Source organism: Xenorhabdus hominickii (assembly GCF_002632725.1).
GTDB classification, from domain to species: Bacteria; Pseudomonadota; Gammaproteobacteria; order Enterobacterales; family Enterobacteriaceae; genus Xenorhabdus; species Xenorhabdus hominickii.
Window position 1 is genome coordinate 1,105,118 of record NZ_NJAI01000001.1, and the last position, 14,664, is coordinate 1,119,781.

The following is a 14,664-nucleotide window of genomic DNA, read 5'->3' on the forward strand; positions in this document are numbered from 1 at the left end:
TAGGCATGAAAGCACCAACAATGAAAAAACTGGCTTTGGCTGCTGCATTAAGTCTGGGGTGTGTTTCCTTAGCACAGGCGGCAGAGAAGATTGCGTTTATTCCTAAATTAGTCGGTGTTGGGTTCTTTACCAGCGGCGGCCAAGGTGCGGTAGAAGCCGGTAAGACGCTGGGTGTTGAAGTCACTTATGATGGCCCGACAGAGCCGAGTGTTGCGGGACAGGTTCAGCTTATTAATAACTTTGTTAATCAAGGCTATGACGCGCTTGTGGTGTCAGCCGTATCACCAGATGGCTTGTGCCCTGCCTTGAAACGTGCGATGAAACGAGGTATCAAAGTATTGACGTGGGATTCTGATACTGCACCAGAATGCCGCTCCATCTATATTGATCAGGGAACACCAAAGCAGTTGGGCGGAATACTGGTCGATATGGCAGCTAATCAGGTGAAAAAAGAAAAAGCGAAAGTGGCGTTTTTCTATTCCAGCCCGACAGTGACGGATCAAAACCAGTGGGTAAAAGAAGCCAAGGCCAAAATAGCAGAGGAACATCCAAACTGGGAAATTGTTACCACTCGGTTTGGGTATAACGATGCCACGAAATCTTTGCAAACTGCGGAAGGTATCTTAAAAGCGTGGGATGATTTGGATGCGATTATCGCCCCGGATGCAAACGCTTTGCCTGCGGCAGCTCAGGCAGCAGAAAACCTGAAACGTCAGGATGTTGCGATTGTTGGATTCAGCAACCCGAATGTGATGCGCCCTTATGTTGAAAATGGCACGGTCAAACAGTTTGCTCTGTGGGATGTGGTCAAGCAGGGCAAGATAGCCATTCATATTGCCAATGAGATGTTGCAAAAAGGCGATCTGAATGTGGGAGATAAATTGAATATTCCTGATATTGGCAACATTGAAATCTCACCCAACAGCGTACAGGGATACCGTTATGAAGCGAAAGGCAACGGTATTGTCGTAATGCCGGAGCGGGTGATTTTCACCAAAGACAATATCAATCAGTACGATTTCTAATTAAGACGATTTCTGATTCATAGGGCTGACATACAGCCCGACTCTGACACCTTTCTGGAGGGAGAAATGGCAGATTTAGATGATATCAAAGACGGTAAAGATTTTGGCATTGATACACCGCAAAAGAACACTCTGTTTGAACTGAAAGGCTGTGGTGCGCTGGATTGGGGCATGCAGTCCCGTTTAGCACGGATCTTCAATCCTGCGACCAATAAAACAGTCATGTTGGCATTTGACCACGGTTATTTTCAGGGGCCTACGACGGGTTTGGAGCGTATTGATATCAATATCGCCCCGCTGTTTGAACATACCGATGTACTGATGTGTACCCGTGGCATCCTACGTAGTCAGGTTCCTCCCGCAACCAATAAACCTGTGGTTCTGCGTGCGTCTGGTGCTAACTCGATTCTGACTGAACTATCCAACGAAGCTGTTGCGGTGGCGATGGAAGATGCACTTCGTCTCAACGTCTGTGCGGTGGCGGCGCAGGTTTATATCGGTTCAGAACACGAACATCAATCCATCAAGAATATTATCAAGCTGGTGGATCAAGGAACGCGTTATGGTATGCCAACCATGGCAGTGACGGGTGTCGGCAAAGATATGGCCCGTGATCAGCGTTATTTCTCGCTGGCGACTCGCATTGCGGCTGAAATAGGGGCGAACATTATCAAAACCTATTATGTCGATAGCGGTTTTGAGCGGATTGCGGCGGGTTGTCCAGTGCCGATTGTGATTGCCGGCGGCAAGAAATTACCGGAGCTAGATGCGTTGAATATGTGCTATCAGGCGATTGATCAGGGTGCATCTGGTGTGGACATGGGACGCAATATTTTCCAATCGGAAGCTCCTATTGCGATGCTGAAAGCGGTACAGGCTGTGGTGCATCACAATGAGAAACCCGCTCAGGCTTATGAAATTTTCCTGAGTGAAAAAGCCAAGGGAGAATAATATGCACGTCACATTAGTTGAGATTAACGTTAAAGCCGACAAAATAGACGAATTTATCGAAGTATTCCGGGATAATCATCTCGGCTCCATTAAAGAGCCGGGCAATTTACGATTTGATGTACTGCATGATGAAAATATCCCGACTCGCTTCTATATTTATGAAGCCTATAACGATGAAGAGGCTGTTGCGGCGCATAAGAAAACCCCTCATTACTTGCGTTGTGTCGAAAAACTGGAAGCATTGATGACTGAGCCACGGAAAAAGACCACGTTTATTGGTTTGATGCCGGAAGGTAAGTAAGGCAAAGGTATATCAGGATATATGGCAGGTGATATTTCACTTGTCATTAAATGGAAAACAGGATTACTTTACCCTCTATTTACCTTGAATAAAAGTAATATTAGAGGGTAATAATGATGATTGAAAAAAAATTAGATTATAACTTCATCGCTGATCGCTATGAACATTTTATGAAGGCTGCCGCCCACGTTAAGGTAGAAGTACGTACTATCCTCAAGAGTATAGGTGATGTACATGGTAAATCAGTTCTGGATGTGGCTTGTGGAAATGGGTATTTCGGTCGGAAGCTTCGCAATTGTGGGGCAGCAAAAGTTGTCGGTATAGATATCTCAGAAAAAATGATAGAGCTTGCCAGGGCAAAATCGAAACAATCTGGTGATGATCTTGAGTTTCATATCCGAGATGTTTGCGATATGGAATCATTTGGCAAGTTCGATCTCGTTGTTGCGGCTTGGCTGTTTAATTATGCTGAGTCGCTCAAAGAGCTTGAGAGTATGTTCTATAATATTGCTCGTAATCTAAAACCTTCGGGTAAGTTAGTGGCTTATACGACTTCGCCAGATTATCGATTAGAAATGGGCAACTATGCTGTTTATGGCATAAATATCTTAGGCAAAGAACCATGGAAAGGCGGAAATCGTTATCAGGCGGAATTTCTTAGTACACCACCAAGTCCTTTTACATTCTATCAATGGAGTCGTGAGGATTATGAGTCTGCTGTTGAAAAGGCTGGGTTCAGCCAATTTGAGTGGAAAAAAACAAATATCTTGGAAAGTGATATTCAGCTTCATTCGCAGGATTTTTGGTTCCTTTTTCAACAGAATTGTCTTAATACAGGTTTGAACTGCCACTATTGAAAATAGATCTTTAATATCAGGAGATTATTATTGAAGGGTGACATTAAACAGAATTCGGAACCGCCATTTTCAGGTTTCTATTTTTCCTGACTGAAATAGTTTCTCAGATGGCGGTTTACCGTGGTTTCATCAATACGTAGGGCCCTTCGGCAATCATCTGGGAAGTTTAGCCCTCAGAAGCCTTGGTATAAGGTATCTGCTTCAATCATCATTGATAGATATATTTGATAATATTTTTTGTTTTTAATTTTATATGGTTACAGCTTATATGAGTGTTTACATATATATGATTTTACGCCCTTGATACTATTATCAGGGCGTTTGGATTTTTAACCGAACCCTTTCCAAGAGTTATTGCTTCAATGTATGAGGCAGAAAAAGCAAGTTTCAAATAGCCTGTTGTTGAATCTCGTCAATGGCAGCAGAGATTGCTTTCAAGCTGCGCTGAATATCGTCCTCCGTGGTAGCCCAAGAACTGACGCTGAGACGAATGGCTTCTTGCCCTTGCCACGTTGTTTGTCCAAACCAGCATTCACCGGATTGCTGCACTTTGTGTAACATTGCCCGCTGCAAATGGATATCAGGTAAGCAAGCGACGACCTGATTAAGAACAACGTCATTGAGTACGTCAAAACCGAGTAATTCCAGCCCTTCAGCGAACATTTTCGTATATAAACAGCAGCGATCAACCAACGCCTCAATACCCTGAGAACCAAGTTCTGCTATTGCTGCCCATACTTCGACAGCTCTGGCTCTACGGGAGAATTCTGGCAGCATATCTTTTGCCTGCCACATCTCTTGTGTCTCCACATACGCGGCAGAAGTTGTCATGACTTCTCTTAATACTTGTTTATGGCGCACGATACACATACCACAATCGTATGGAGTATTGAGCCATTTGTGTGCATCCACGGCCCACGAATCGGCAGCTTCAATACCGGCAACTAAGGCTGATTTTTCTCTCGATGCTCTTGCCCAAAGTCCAAAAGCACCATCCACATGTACCCAACAGCCCGCTTTTTTGGCTTTAGGGATCAGGGTATGAAAGTTGTCTGAACTGCCAGAATTAACATTTCCGGCCTGTAACACCAGAATCATATTGTCAGAAAACTCTGGAACGGCACTTTCAATGATTCGCCCCTGTAGATCACATGGCACAAAAATGAATTGTGAACGCCCAAAGCCAAGCAATCTTAGCGCTTTCAAAACGGAGATATGAACTTCTTCGGAGAGTACAACTTTCAATTCAGGTGCGTTGTGTAGGCCTTGTTCAGCAAGATCATAGCCTTGTTTCTGGCACAAATAATGTCGTGCGGCGGCTAAGGCACTGACATGAGCCATGGTTGTACCCGTTACAAAACCGACGAACGCCTCTGATGGTAAATCCAAAAGTTCCAAAACCCAGCGTCCGGCGATCTTTTCTAACTGATTGGCGATAGGAGAAGAGGATTCCATTAGTGCGATTTGATCCCAAGCACTGGTGATAATATTGGCACCCATTGCGGCAGGTGTTGAGCCACCAACAACCAGACCAAAATACCGGCCTCCTGTTGTTGCGACTGTCGCTGGTGAACCGTAGGTGTGAAGTTGTTCAAGTACTTGTTGGCTGTCGGTTCCCGCTGCGGGTAATGGCTGATCGAAATGTTGCAGACCTGATAATGCGCTGGCGTCGGGAAATAACCGTTGGTTTCGAACTTCACTGACGTAGCTGTATGCGATTTCACTTGCAACTTTAACCGCGGACAGCGAGGCATCGCGGATTGAATCTTCCATAGTGTTATTTCCCCATTATCGTTATTTTATTTTTCATACCATCCATAGATGATTGTTTCTGCTTCTTTACTGTGGATCTGGTAAGCATGTTTTTTATCATAAGAACCAATAAACCAGATTGAAAATCCTTTGAAATAGGCTTTTATTTCCAATTCTTCTCTATAAGCCCGCCATCCGTTAATTTGAATGTCCGTTGATAACACGGTTGATACATCTGGATTCCAAGGGTGTTTCAAGCCAAATTCGCGTGCCGGAATATTAAATCCACCAAAATATAATGGTTTTCCTGTCTCTTGATGTAATTTTTCTATCTGTTGCATGATATTTTGCTCACGGCTATAAACAGTTGTTGAGAATAGGCTTTGTTTTATTTCGGGATAAGAGGGGATTTTTTTATCTGAAACTTCAAACCAGCTATCGATGCTGACAATATCGACTCTTTTTAAATAAGAGCGGTTTATTTTTTCGATGAATTTTGTCTCATAGATGGGATCCCAAATTGCGGTTATCCACGAATTCATCTGATATAACACATTACCTTGGTATTGTTGGCGGACAAAATCGATGACATCATTCCAATAGCCTTCCGCATACTCCATATTAATAAAGTTAGAAGCGATTTTTAATCCGTAAATAGTGTGTTGTTTTGTTACCGAAGTCAGGATGTCTTGTAAGACAATGGTTTTCCAATTCCAAAAGAAATCATTGATGTTGCCTGGGTTCCATTCTGTTTCACCAATACTGCCCTGTTGAATAAATGGGAAGGGTTCAACGATAATCTGGATATTATGATGTAATAACTCCTCAATTAGAGTAATGGCTTTTTGCTTCTGTAATTGGTTAACCGTCATCGTTGAGGAAGTAACACTTGGAATGTCTATTTGGACGGGAACATTGACAGTATTTAAATTAAAGCGTCTGATATCGGCTAAAATTTTTTCTATATTCCCAACATCCCATACTGTGATATTACCGGATTTTATTTTTCCTGTTGTTATGGTGCTTACTTTTGCGGGAGTTATCATGATAAATACCCCTATATTATTTTTTTAGTTGGTATAACCACTCGGCGATAAAGATTGCTACTTGTTCCGGCTGATTGATATCAAGCTGCGGAAGTGATGTTGTCAGCGCGATATCACTGGCAATGGCGATCACATCGGGATCGAGGATCTCATCAATAGTGTGGTTCAGAGCGTCTCGGTAAAGTGCTATTTTAGGAATTGGCTCTTGTTTGAACCCTTCAACCAGAATCAAATCCAGCGAGTTCGCATCGAATCGGCTGGCGAGGTAGTTCAAATCCATCTCTGGCAAATTTGCTGTTTCTGTCATCAATGCCCAGCGCTGCTGGCTGGCAACTAATGTTTGTGCTGCTCCGGCTTTACGCAGTTCATAGCTGTCTTTGCCCGGCTTATCGACATCCATATTATGGTGGGTATGCTTAATCAGACCGACACGGATATTTTTCTGGCACAGTAATGGGATGACCTGTTTTAACAGAGTTGTTTTTCCTGTTCCGCTATAAGCGGTGATCCCCAACATGGGAAGTTCTGTATTATTGAAGTCACGACTCATGCTGATTCCCGAAGATATTCTCAATGCTGGTATTCCCAGTGATAACATTCTTCAGGTGTATTTAAGTTGGTGAAAGCTCGGGGTTCAGGGAAATAGACGGCTTTCGCTTTAATCATCTGCATGAAGAACATGAGCTTTCTATCCCCTAAAGCGAGGTAGCTTTCTAATCGGGGAATTAAACTGCGGTGCATTAATGTTAAGGTCGGATGGGCACGTTCGCAGTCGTGAGCATAAGCCGCCCAAGCGTGTTGTTTATAACGCCACAGTTTTTCGACGAGGTCTTCAGGAAAATCCGGTACATCACAGGGAACAAAGACTACCCATTCATTAATAGCATTTTTCAAAACAGTCAGCATACCTGCCAGTGGCCCGGAAAAATCGGTAATGATATCCGGTATGATGGGATAACCACTCTGTTGATAAATATCAAGATTACGATTGGCGTTAATCACCAGCTCATGAACCTGTGGCTGCAATTTTGTGGCGATGTGCTGGTATAATGGAGCATCATCGAATTGCAGCAATCCTTTGTCATTTCCTCCCATGCGGGTGGATAGTCCTCCAGCCAGAATTGCACCACTGATTTTTGGATACGTCATGTTAAATCACCTGATATTTGCCAATGAAATATTGCATGTTTGGGTATATATAAACATTGTGAATCGATATTTAACTATGCTGCTTTAAGGTGGGAGTATAACCTTTACGCTGATTGACAGACCAACTCTTTCTAGGAGCCATTATCCCTGCTAATTTGTATACCCTTCATCTTTTAAGTTGCCTTTAGGTTGATTGTGTTCATTCACCTTAGTCACAGAGTGAGCTATGCTTTTGGGAATTCAGTCATTTTCCCCGCAATGCAACTCAAAATCTATTGGGCACAGGGTATTTATAAGGAACTGACAATGAAGTGTCACCGCCTCAATGAAGTTATCGAACTTTTACATCCAGTATGGAAAAATGAGTCCAATTTAAATTTGGTGGAGCTTTTGCAAAAATTGGCTGATGAAGCGGGCTTCAAAGGGCAGTTGTCTGAGTTAACAGATGATATTCTGATTTATCACCTGAAAATGCGCGTTACAGATAACCATGCAGAAATTCCCGGATTGAAAAAAGATTATGAAAAAGATTTTAAGACGGCTTTGCTGCGAGCCCGTGGTATTGTTAAAAATTGATGAAGAGAGAGCAGGGTTGTGATGGAATCGAAGGCTTTTAATTTTCAGAATATAACGCCGGATTTAATCATGGATGCGTTGGGGCAGTCTGGCCTGTACATTGATTCAGGTTTGACAGAATTGAATAGTTACGAAAATCGTGTTTATCAATTCATGGATGAGGAACGCAAGCGTTATGTCGTGAAATTTTATCGTCCCTTGCGTTGGAGTCAGCAGCAGATCCAAGAAGAACATGATTTCGCGCATGAATTGCTGCAGGCTGATTTGCCGATTGCGACTCCGCTGATGTTTGATGGTCAGACGGTGTTGAAACATGAAGGGTTCTTTTTTGCACTTTTCCCGAGTGTGGGAGGACGTCAATACGAATCAGATAACTTTGACCAGTTGGAAGATGTTGGACAATTGTTGGGAAAGATCCATCAAATTGGTCGCCAAAAACCTTTTTCTGTTCGTCCTACCATTAGCCTTGATGAATATCTGTCCCAGCCATATCAATATTTTTCTGGATGTGAACTTATTCCTGCCCGACATAAAAACGATTTTTTTGTCGCGCTGGATGAACTGAACAAGGTTGTCGCCAGTCAGTGGCATGATAACTGGCAAGTACAGCGGCTGCATGGAGATTGTCATGCAGGTAATATCTTGTGGCGTGATGAAGCATGGTTCGTGGATCTTGATGATGCCCGCAATGGCCCGGCAGTGCAAGATTTGTGGATGTTGCTTAATGGCTCACGACAAGAGCGGTTGGTTCAGTTGGATATCTTGCTTGAGTCATATACTCAGTTTACCGATTTTGATCCGAAGACATTAGCGTTGGTGGAACCTCTGCGCGCAATGCGAATGGTCTATTATTTGGCTTGGGTTGCGCGTCGTTGGCAAGATCCCGCCTTTCCCAAAGCATTTCCATGGATGGCCGATAGCGATTTCTGGAATCAGCAGATAAGTCTTTTTTATGAACAAATCCGGCTGTTACAGGAACCACCTTTACAACTTAATCCGATGTATTAATTTTTCTGGAGACCATTATGAAAAAATTTTGGCTAGCACTTGTGGGAGCGTTTATGGCATTCAATGCATTCGCTTCCGGTTTTTCTGAAGAAAAGCAGTATGTTGAATTAAAAAATCCGGTTGCTAATCAGCCGCAGGTTTTAGAATTCTTCTCTTTTTATTGTCCTCATTGTTATCAGTTTGAGAATATTTATCACGTTCCTTCTACTGTTGAGAAAAACTTGCCTGCAGGTGTGACCCTTGAACGTTATCATGTTGATTTTCTGGGACCATTGGGGAAAGATCTGACCGATGCCTGGGCGGTCGCTATCGTCATGAAAGTTGAAGATAAAGTTACGCCAATTTTGTTTGAAGGTATTCAAAAAACTCAAACCATCAATAATAAGGCAGACATCCGTAATGCCTTTATCAAGGCTGGTGTGTCTGGTGAAGAGTATGATGCGGCATTGAACAGTTTCATCGTGCAATCTGTAGCGGCTAAAGAGCGTCAAGCAGCTCAGGATTTCAACTTGACTGGTGTTCCTGCTGTTTTCATTAATGGTAAGTACATGATTAATAATGGCGGCATTGATACTAATTCAGCGCTGGACTACGGCAAAAAATTCTCTGATGTAGTGAATTATCTGGTGACAAAAAAATAAGCTGCAAAATCGTGGCCGTAAAGAAACAAAGAACGTTATATTAATATAAAATAACACGGCATTGTGTCGGCCAAGCTAAAGCTGGCACAATGCTTGCTGAAAAGCTCCTTTCATAACATAAACTCCGGTTATATCCACAAGTCTGTGATTCTTAAGTAGTTGCAATATTTCCGTAATATTTCGTGTAATCTATTGATTTTCACCTTCTGTTATTCACTTTTTACCACAAGAAACATAAATCTAGTTTATGTGCCATTTTTTTGTGCACAAAGTTATCCACAGTTCATTAATCAAAATATTTGTTAGAAAATACATGTTAGCGCGAGAAAATTTTCGCAAAATTCGTCTATAACGACACAGTATGGCATTCTATTCTTTATTCATCCCACAGAATGACGAAGATAATTTTATGGCACAGATAGCAGACAATCCCCTGATTTTGGTTGATGGTTCTTCATACCTTTACCGTGCATACCATGCGTTTCCTCCACTGACGAACAGTGCAGGAGAACCAACGGGCGCCATGTACGGCGTGCTGAACATGTTGCGTAGCTTGATCATGCAATATAAACCTAGCCATGTGGCGGTTGTATTTGATGCCAAGGGTAAAACGTTCCGTGATGAGTTATTTGCTGAATATAAATCCCATCGACCACCGATGCCGGATGATTTGCGTGCTCAGATTGAGCCGCTGCATAAAATGGTCAAGGCAATGGGATTGCCAATTCTGGTTGTAGGGGGTGTTGAAGCTGATGATGTTATCGGAACATTGGCGTTGCAGGCTGAAAAAGAAGGCCGCGCTGTTCTAATCAGCACTGGCGATAAAGATATGGCGCAGTTAGTGACACAGAATATTACGTTGATTAATACCATGACCAATACGATTCTGGGGCCGAAAGAGGTAACAGAAAAGTATGGTATTCCACCTGAATTGATGATCGATTTTCTCGCTCTGATGGGGGATTCTTCCGACAATATTCCTGGTGTGCCGGGAGTAGGAGAGAAAACGGCATTGGGATTGTTGCAGGGCATTGGTGGATTGAATGATATCTATGCCAGACTTGATGAGATAGCCACACTGAGTTTCCGGGGTGCCAAGACATTGGGCGGAAAAATGGAACAGCATAAAGAGGTGGCTTATCTCTCATATAAATTGGCAACAATTAAAACTGATGTTGAGCTGGATAAAACGTGTTTGGGACTCTCCGTTGTGCCACCGGATGCTGGTGAATTGCTAGCCCTGTTTAGCCACTATGAGTTCAAGCGTTGGATCAATGACGTGCAGAATGGCAGTTGGCTGGAAGGTAACGGCCAGAAACAGGCTGCTGCCAGCACTAAGTCTCAATCCGCGGCGGTTGCACCAACCGCTGTCAAAATTTCACCGGAAAACTATCAAACCATCCTTGATCGTCAATCCCTTGATGAGTGGATTGAGAAGCTGAAACAGGCTCCGGCGTTCTCTTTTGATACAGAAACGGATGGCCTTGATACTTTGACAGCCAATCTTGTGGGGATGTCTTTTGCTATTTCTGTGGATAAAACAGAGGCTGTAAATAAAACAGAAGCGAGGGAATCAGACGTTGAAGCGGCTTATCTGCCGCTGGGGCACGATTATCTGGATGCACCTCAGCAGTTGGATTTGCATGACGTTCTCGCCGCATTAAAACCGCTGCTGGAAGATGCAAATCTGCCTAAAATTGGTCAAAATCTGAAATTTGATCGAGGGGTTCTGGCACGTTATGACGTTGCGCTGAATGGTATCGTTTTTGATACCATGCTGGAATCGTATGTCCTGAATAGCGTAGCTGGACGACATGATATGGATAGTCTTGCAGAGCGGCATTTGGGGTATAAGACGACAACGTTTGAAGAAATTGCGGGCAAGGGCAAAAAGCAGCTGACTTTCAATCAAATCCCACTGGAAGAAGCATCAAAATATGCTGCTGAAGATGCGGATGTGACCTTGAGATTACATCAGGCCATGTATCCGCAGATAGAAAGCGTATCGACCCTGAACAAGATCTTCCAAAAAATTGAAATGCCGTTGGTACCGGTGCTTTCCCGTATAGAACGGACAGGTGTATTGATCAGCGCCCAAACACTGGCTGAGCATTCACGGGAAATCACTGCACGTTTAGATGAGCTGGAAAAATCCGCTTATGAGCTGGCAGGGGAAGAATTCAATCTGGCTTCACCTAAGCAGTTACAAACCATTCTGTTTGAGAAAATGAAGTTGCCTGTGCTGAAAAAGACCCCGAATGGTGCGCCATCGACCAACGAGGAAGTACTGGAAGAGCTGGCAGAACAGCATGAATTGCCTCGGGTGATTCTGGAGCACCGTGGTTTGGCAAAACTGAAATCCACCTATACGGATAAACTGCCGCAGATGGTTAATCCACTGACGAACCGCGTTCATACCTCATATCATCAGGCAGTCACTGCTACGGGACGCCTTTCTTCCCGTGATCCAAACCTGCAAAATATTCCTGTTCGCAATGATGAAGGAAGGCGTATTCGTCAGGCTTTTATTGCGCCAGAGGGTTACCGTATTGTGGCGGCGGACTATTCACAGATTGAATTGCGCATCATGGCGCACTTGTCACAGGACAAGGGTTTGCTGGACGCTTTTGCGCAAGGTAAAGACATTCACCGGGCAACTGCTGCGGAAGTGTTTGGTGTGCCATTGGAACAAGTGACCAGTGAGCAGCGTCGCAGTGCGAAGGCGATTAACTTTGGTCTGATCTATGGCATGAGTGCGTTTGGTTTATCCCGCCAGCTAGGTATTCCTCGTGGTGAAGCGCAACGTTATATGGATCTCTACTTTGAGCGGTATCCGGGGGTATTGTCTTATATGGAGCGTACGCGCCAGCAAGCCGCCGATCATGGATTTGTTGAAACGCTGGAAGGGCGCCGATTGTACCTGCCTGAGATCAAATCGCGTAACGCCATGCGCCGTAAAGCGTCTGAGCGTGAGGCGATCAACGCACCAATGCAGGGTACGGCGGCGGATATTATCAAACTGGCAATGATTGCGGTTGATGATTGGATTGTGAATGAACAGCCAAATGTGCGCATGATTATGCAGGTTCACGATGAACTAGTATTTGAGGTGCATGAATCTGAATTGGCGCTGGCAGAGCAGAAAATTCGGCAATTGATGGAGCAAAGTATGCAGCTCAATGTGCCGTTGAGAGTGGATGTCGGGATCGGTGATAACTGGGATCAGGCACATTAATCAGAGGCGGATAGAACAGCGAAGGATAGAACAGCGATTTTGCTCATCAGTAATTTGTGAATGAACCTTTACTCTTCCAATGAAACAAAAGAGCCGCAACAAAAGTCGGCTCTTTTGTTAGATTATAATTTTTTGTAGAAATTATTTTTTATTGAATGATTTTTATGAAATTACGGTTTATTTAATAAACTGAAATTATCTCCATCACACCGTAAAGTGGCATCTGACAACAATTTAGGTTAGGTTTGAGATTAGATCTATATCTCAAAATTATGTAATTAAACTACATGTATTGGCGATTTTATGAGCTTTTCTGGTCAAGTTATCAGAGCTGAATCGAGGTAACTTGTGAAAATTAATTACATAAAAGTCTTTTTTTGACTAAAAGAATGAGGTAAAGTTGTCGGCGTAGGGTACAGAGGTAAGATGTTCTATCTTTCAGACCTTTTACTTCACGTAATCGGATTTAGCTGAATATTAGCTGCCCCAGTCATCTCATTTTGACTGGGGCGTTTTTTTATGTCCGTTTTATGTAAGTGAGGACGAAGTGAGCGGAAAAGGGAAGATTATTCCGCTTCAACGGCAGGTTGGTTGAACCAAAGGTCGAGTTTCTGCTCTAGCTTATCAATGCCGATTTTTTTCAGGGAGGAGAAATATTCTATCTGGACATTGCCATCCAGAGAGGACAACTCCTGACGAACTTTCGCCAATTGGCTTTTACGAGCACCAGATGCCAGTTTATCGGCTTTAGTCAGCAATACCATGACAGGCACTTGCATCACGACAGCCCATTCGATCATCTGCATATCCAGATCTTTCAGTGGATGGCGGATATCCATCAAAACCACCAGCCCCAGCAGGCATTCACGCTTCTGGAGATATTCCCCCAGGGCTTGTTGCCACTTATGTTTCATCTCTTCGGGGACTTCAGCATAACCATAGCCCGGTAAATCCACCAAACGAACCCCTTCTTCTACCTCGAACAGGTTAATCAACTGGGTACGGCCAGGGGTTTTACTGGTACGTGCAAGGCTTTTTTGGCGGGTCAGTGCATTCAGAGCGCTGGATTTACCCGCATTTGACCGACCTGCAAAAGCGACCTCAATGCCCACATCTTGAGGCAGGTGGCGAATGTCAGGTGCACTCGTGACAAAGTGGGTCATGTGATAGTTGTAGTTTTTGATGGTCAAAATGGTTCTCTCCCAGGGGAATACACGAAAATAGCGCGGTGATTATACCGAGAGCAATGGCTTGTGGACAGGTGTAACTTCATTCTGACATTTTTATCGACATTTCTATCGATATTGACCGCTATTTATTCTGATAATGAACGGCGCAGATAGTCAGCAAAAAGCGGGTATAATTCTCCCTGAGTTTGATCTGTAACGTTCAGAACGAGCTGAATAGCCGGAACGTTGGGTGCGCCATGTTTGGAGGATAATACATGCAATTCGTTGGTTAATGCGCTATAGGGTAATACCGCGTCCATCAAAACGATCAGTTCGAATGTCCTGCTGCATTGAGCTACCTTTACATTATCATCATTGATAAATTCAATGATAAGAAAGAAATTATTTATTTAACAAAATTAGTCTGTTGCTTCAATTTTACCAAAAATTAGTAAATATTCATTTGAAGTAATTACGGTAAATTTAATACATCAGGGAATCGTCGAAACGAACATTATATAAATCTATGTGGGAGACGTTTCAAGTGATCATGATAGTTGCACCAATATTTTTGATTATATTGATTGGATATGGTTTTGGTCGCCTACGTCCAGGTAGTGGAAATTCCGATAAATTAATCAATGACTATGTGCTTTATATCGCGCTCCCAGCCTTATTGTTTCTTGCTATTGCTCGTGCAGATATTAGTGAGCTGAAACAGTGGGGTTTTATTGGCGCTAGTTTGGTTGGCATCGGTATTGTTTATCTTCTGGGAATGTTGATAGCAAAAATCATGGTCATGTATTAAATAGTTAGATTGAATATCAAAAATAGTACTCACGCTCAATAAAAGTCCCTATCACCTTATCGTGCATTTCTTCGGATTTTGAATAACTGATAGTTTTTCTATTCAGTCTTTTTACTCGAGTACGCTGAGTTAAATTCGTTCTCTCT

17 protein-coding genes are annotated in these 14,664 nt (G+C 43.2%); 10 read left to right on the forward strand and 7 right to left on the reverse strand.

The genetic code is table 11. From position 1 onward, the window contains the following. Positions 1 to 5 precede the first annotated feature (5 nt). From lsrB to Xhom_RS04940, 4 genes are all read left to right on the forward strand, one after another. Positions 6 to 1,025 (forward strand): autoinducer 2 ABC transporter substrate-binding protein LsrB, encoded by a 1,020-nt coding sequence (gene lsrB, locus Xhom_RS04925; protein WP_069317659.1) that lies wholly within the window; start codon positions 6 to 8, stop codon positions 1,023 to 1,025. A 66-nt stretch (positions 1,026 to 1,091) separates the two neighbouring features. Continuing rightward, positions 1,092 to 1,976, forward strand: coding sequence for a 3-hydroxy-5-phosphonooxypentane-2,4-dione thiolase (gene lsrF, locus Xhom_RS04930; RefSeq protein ID WP_069317660.1), 885 nt, complete (start codon positions 1,092 to 1,094; stop codon positions 1,974 to 1,976). Position 1,977: 1 nt separating this feature from the next. Continuing rightward, entirely contained in the window at positions 1,978 to 2,277 is a 300-nt protein-coding gene (gene lsrG / locus Xhom_RS04935) for a (4S)-4-hydroxy-5-phosphonooxypentane-2,3-dione isomerase (protein WP_069317661.1), read from the forward strand. 113 nt (positions 2,278 to 2,390) lie between these two features. Further along, positions 2,391 to 3,134, forward strand: coding sequence for a class I SAM-dependent DNA methyltransferase (locus tag Xhom_RS04940; protein WP_232326165.1), 744 nt, complete (start codon positions 2,391 to 2,393; stop codon positions 3,132 to 3,134). 387 nt (positions 3,135 to 3,521) lie between these two features. Here Xhom_RS04940 and Xhom_RS04945 read toward each other — a convergent pair whose 3' ends face one another. The 4 genes from Xhom_RS04945 to mobA are packed head-to-tail and all read right to left on the reverse strand — an operon-like array spanning position 3,522 to position 7,081. Then, positions 3,522 to 4,907 carry a pyridoxal phosphate-dependent decarboxylase family protein gene (locus tag Xhom_RS04945; RefSeq protein WP_069317663.1) on the reverse strand — a complete coding sequence of 462 codons (1,386 nt, stop codon included), beginning with the start codon at positions 4,905 to 4,907 and terminating at the stop codon, positions 3,522 to 3,524. A 26-nt stretch (positions 4,908 to 4,933) separates the two neighbouring features. Then, the gene (locus Xhom_RS04950) at positions 4,934 to 5,932 is read right to left on the reverse strand and encodes a glycoside hydrolase family 113 (RefSeq protein ID WP_069317664.1); all 999 of its coding nucleotides are present in this window, start codon (positions 5,930 to 5,932) and stop codon (positions 4,934 to 4,936) included. 16 nt (positions 5,933 to 5,948) lie between these two features. Next, positions 5,949 to 6,482: a molybdopterin-guanine dinucleotide biosynthesis protein MobB gene (gene mobB / locus Xhom_RS04955; protein WP_069317665.1), complete on the reverse strand. Its 534-nt coding sequence runs from the start codon at positions 6,480 to 6,482 to the stop codon at positions 5,949 to 5,951. A 20-nt stretch (positions 6,483 to 6,502) separates the two neighbouring features. After that, on the reverse strand, positions 6,503 to 7,081 hold the full coding sequence (gene mobA, locus Xhom_RS04960) for a molybdenum cofactor guanylyltransferase MobA (protein ID WP_069317666.1): 579 nt from the start codon (positions 7,079 to 7,081) through the stop codon (positions 6,503 to 6,505). A 306-nt stretch (positions 7,082 to 7,387) separates the two neighbouring features. Here mobA and Xhom_RS04965 point away from each other — a divergent pair, with 306 nt between their 5' ends. From Xhom_RS04965 to spfP, 5 genes are all read left to right on the forward strand, one after another. After that, complete coding sequence (locus Xhom_RS04965) at positions 7,388 to 7,657, forward strand: YihD family protein (RefSeq protein ID WP_069318534.1); 270 nt, start codon at positions 7,388 to 7,390, stop codon at positions 7,655 to 7,657. Between the two features lie 21 nt (positions 7,658 to 7,678). Then, positions 7,679 to 8,665 (forward strand): serine/threonine protein kinase, encoded by a 987-nt coding sequence (locus Xhom_RS04970; protein WP_099139651.1) that lies wholly within the window; start codon positions 7,679 to 7,681, stop codon positions 8,663 to 8,665. A gap of 17 nt (positions 8,666 to 8,682) precedes the next feature. After that, positions 8,683 to 9,306 (forward strand): thiol:disulfide interchange protein DsbA, encoded by a 624-nt coding sequence (gene dsbA, locus Xhom_RS04975; protein WP_069317668.1) that lies wholly within the window; start codon positions 8,683 to 8,685, stop codon positions 9,304 to 9,306. Positions 9,307 to 9,715: 409 nt separating this feature from the next. Beyond that, on the forward strand, positions 9,716 to 12,541 hold the full coding sequence (gene polA / locus Xhom_RS04980; protein ID WP_069318535.1) for a DNA polymerase I: 2,826 nt from the start codon (positions 9,716 to 9,718) through the stop codon (positions 12,539 to 12,541). Between the two features lie 426 nt (positions 12,542 to 12,967). Beyond that, the gene (spfP, locus tag Xhom_RS48825; protein WP_438361642.1) at positions 12,968 to 13,015 is read left to right on the forward strand and encodes a small protein SpfP; all 48 of its coding nucleotides are present in this window, start codon (positions 12,968 to 12,970) and stop codon (positions 13,013 to 13,015) included. A 92-nt stretch (positions 13,016 to 13,107) separates the two neighbouring features. Here spfP and yihA read toward each other — a convergent pair whose 3' ends face one another. Continuing rightward, positions 13,108 to 13,731 (reverse strand): ribosome biogenesis GTP-binding protein YihA/YsxC, encoded by a 624-nt coding sequence (yihA, locus tag Xhom_RS04985; protein ID WP_069317669.1) that lies wholly within the window; start codon positions 13,729 to 13,731, stop codon positions 13,108 to 13,110. Positions 13,732 to 13,856: 125 nt separating this feature from the next. Then, positions 13,857 to 14,030 carry a hypothetical protein gene (locus Xhom_RS29995; protein ID WP_157104627.1) on the reverse strand — a complete coding sequence of 58 codons (174 nt, stop codon included), beginning with the start codon at positions 14,028 to 14,030 and terminating at the stop codon, positions 13,857 to 13,859. Between the two features lie 230 nt (positions 14,031 to 14,260). Between Xhom_RS29995 and Xhom_RS04990 the strand changes: the two genes are divergently transcribed. After that, a complete protein-coding gene (locus tag Xhom_RS04990; protein WP_232326380.1) occupies positions 14,261 to 14,518 on the forward strand; it encodes an AEC family transporter in 258 nt (85 codons plus the stop codon). Positions 14,519 to 14,534: 16 nt separating this feature from the next. On the opposite strand, the gene Xhom_RS04995 is transcribed toward Xhom_RS04990, so the two are convergent. Then, positions 14,535 to 14,664, reverse strand: a 130-nt coding sequence (locus Xhom_RS04995) for an IS1 family transposase (protein ID WP_244590775.1), incomplete at its 5' end; no start/stop codon positions are given.

What these genes read in the sequence shown, in the direction of transcription:
- lsrG (WP_069317661.1), top strand. Translation starts at nt 1,978, where the DNA reads ATGCACGTCACATTAGTTGAGATTAACGTTAAAGCCGACAAAATAGAC.
- mobB (WP_069317665.1), bottom strand. Translation starts at nt 6,482, where the DNA reads ATGAGTCGTGACTTCAATAATACAGAACTTCCCATGTTGGGGATCACC.
- Xhom_RS29995 (WP_157104627.1), bottom strand. Translation starts at nt 14,030, where the DNA reads ATGGACGCGGTATTACCCTATAGCGCATTAACCAACGAATTGCATGTA.
- polA (WP_069318535.1), top strand. Translation starts at nt 9,716, where the DNA reads ATGGCACAGATAGCAGACAATCCCCTGATTTTGGTTGATGGTTCTTCA.
- dsbA (WP_069317668.1), top strand. Translation starts at nt 8,683, where the DNA reads ATGAAAAAATTTTGGCTAGCACTTGTGGGAGCGTTTATGGCATTCAAT.
- lsrB (WP_069317659.1), top strand. Translation starts at nt 6, where the DNA reads ATGAAAGCACCAACAATGAAAAAACTGGCTTTGGCTGCTGCATTAAGT.
- Xhom_RS04970 (WP_099139651.1), top strand. Translation starts at nt 7,679, where the DNA reads ATGGAATCGAAGGCTTTTAATTTTCAGAATATAACGCCGGATTTAATC.
- Xhom_RS04945 (WP_069317663.1), bottom strand. Translation starts at nt 4,907, where the DNA reads ATGGAAGATTCAATCCGCGATGCCTCGCTGTCCGCGGTTAAAGTTGCA.
- Xhom_RS04990 (WP_232326380.1), top strand. Translation starts at nt 14,261, where the DNA reads ATGATAGTTGCACCAATATTTTTGATTATATTGATTGGATATGGTTTT.
- lsrF (WP_069317660.1), top strand. Translation starts at nt 1,092, where the DNA reads ATGGCAGATTTAGATGATATCAAAGACGGTAAAGATTTTGGCATTGAT.
- mobA (WP_069317666.1), bottom strand. Translation starts at nt 7,081, where the DNA reads ATGACGTATCCAAAAATCAGTGGTGCAATTCTGGCTGGAGGACTATCC.
- Xhom_RS04940 (WP_232326165.1), top strand. Translation starts at nt 2,391, where the DNA reads ATGATGATTGAAAAAAAATTAGATTATAACTTCATCGCTGATCGCTAT.
- Xhom_RS04965 (WP_069318534.1), top strand. Translation starts at nt 7,388, where the DNA reads ATGAAGTGTCACCGCCTCAATGAAGTTATCGAACTTTTACATCCAGTA.
- Xhom_RS04950 (WP_069317664.1), bottom strand. Translation starts at nt 5,932, where the DNA reads ATGATAACTCCCGCAAAAGTAAGCACCATAACAACAGGAAAAATAAAA.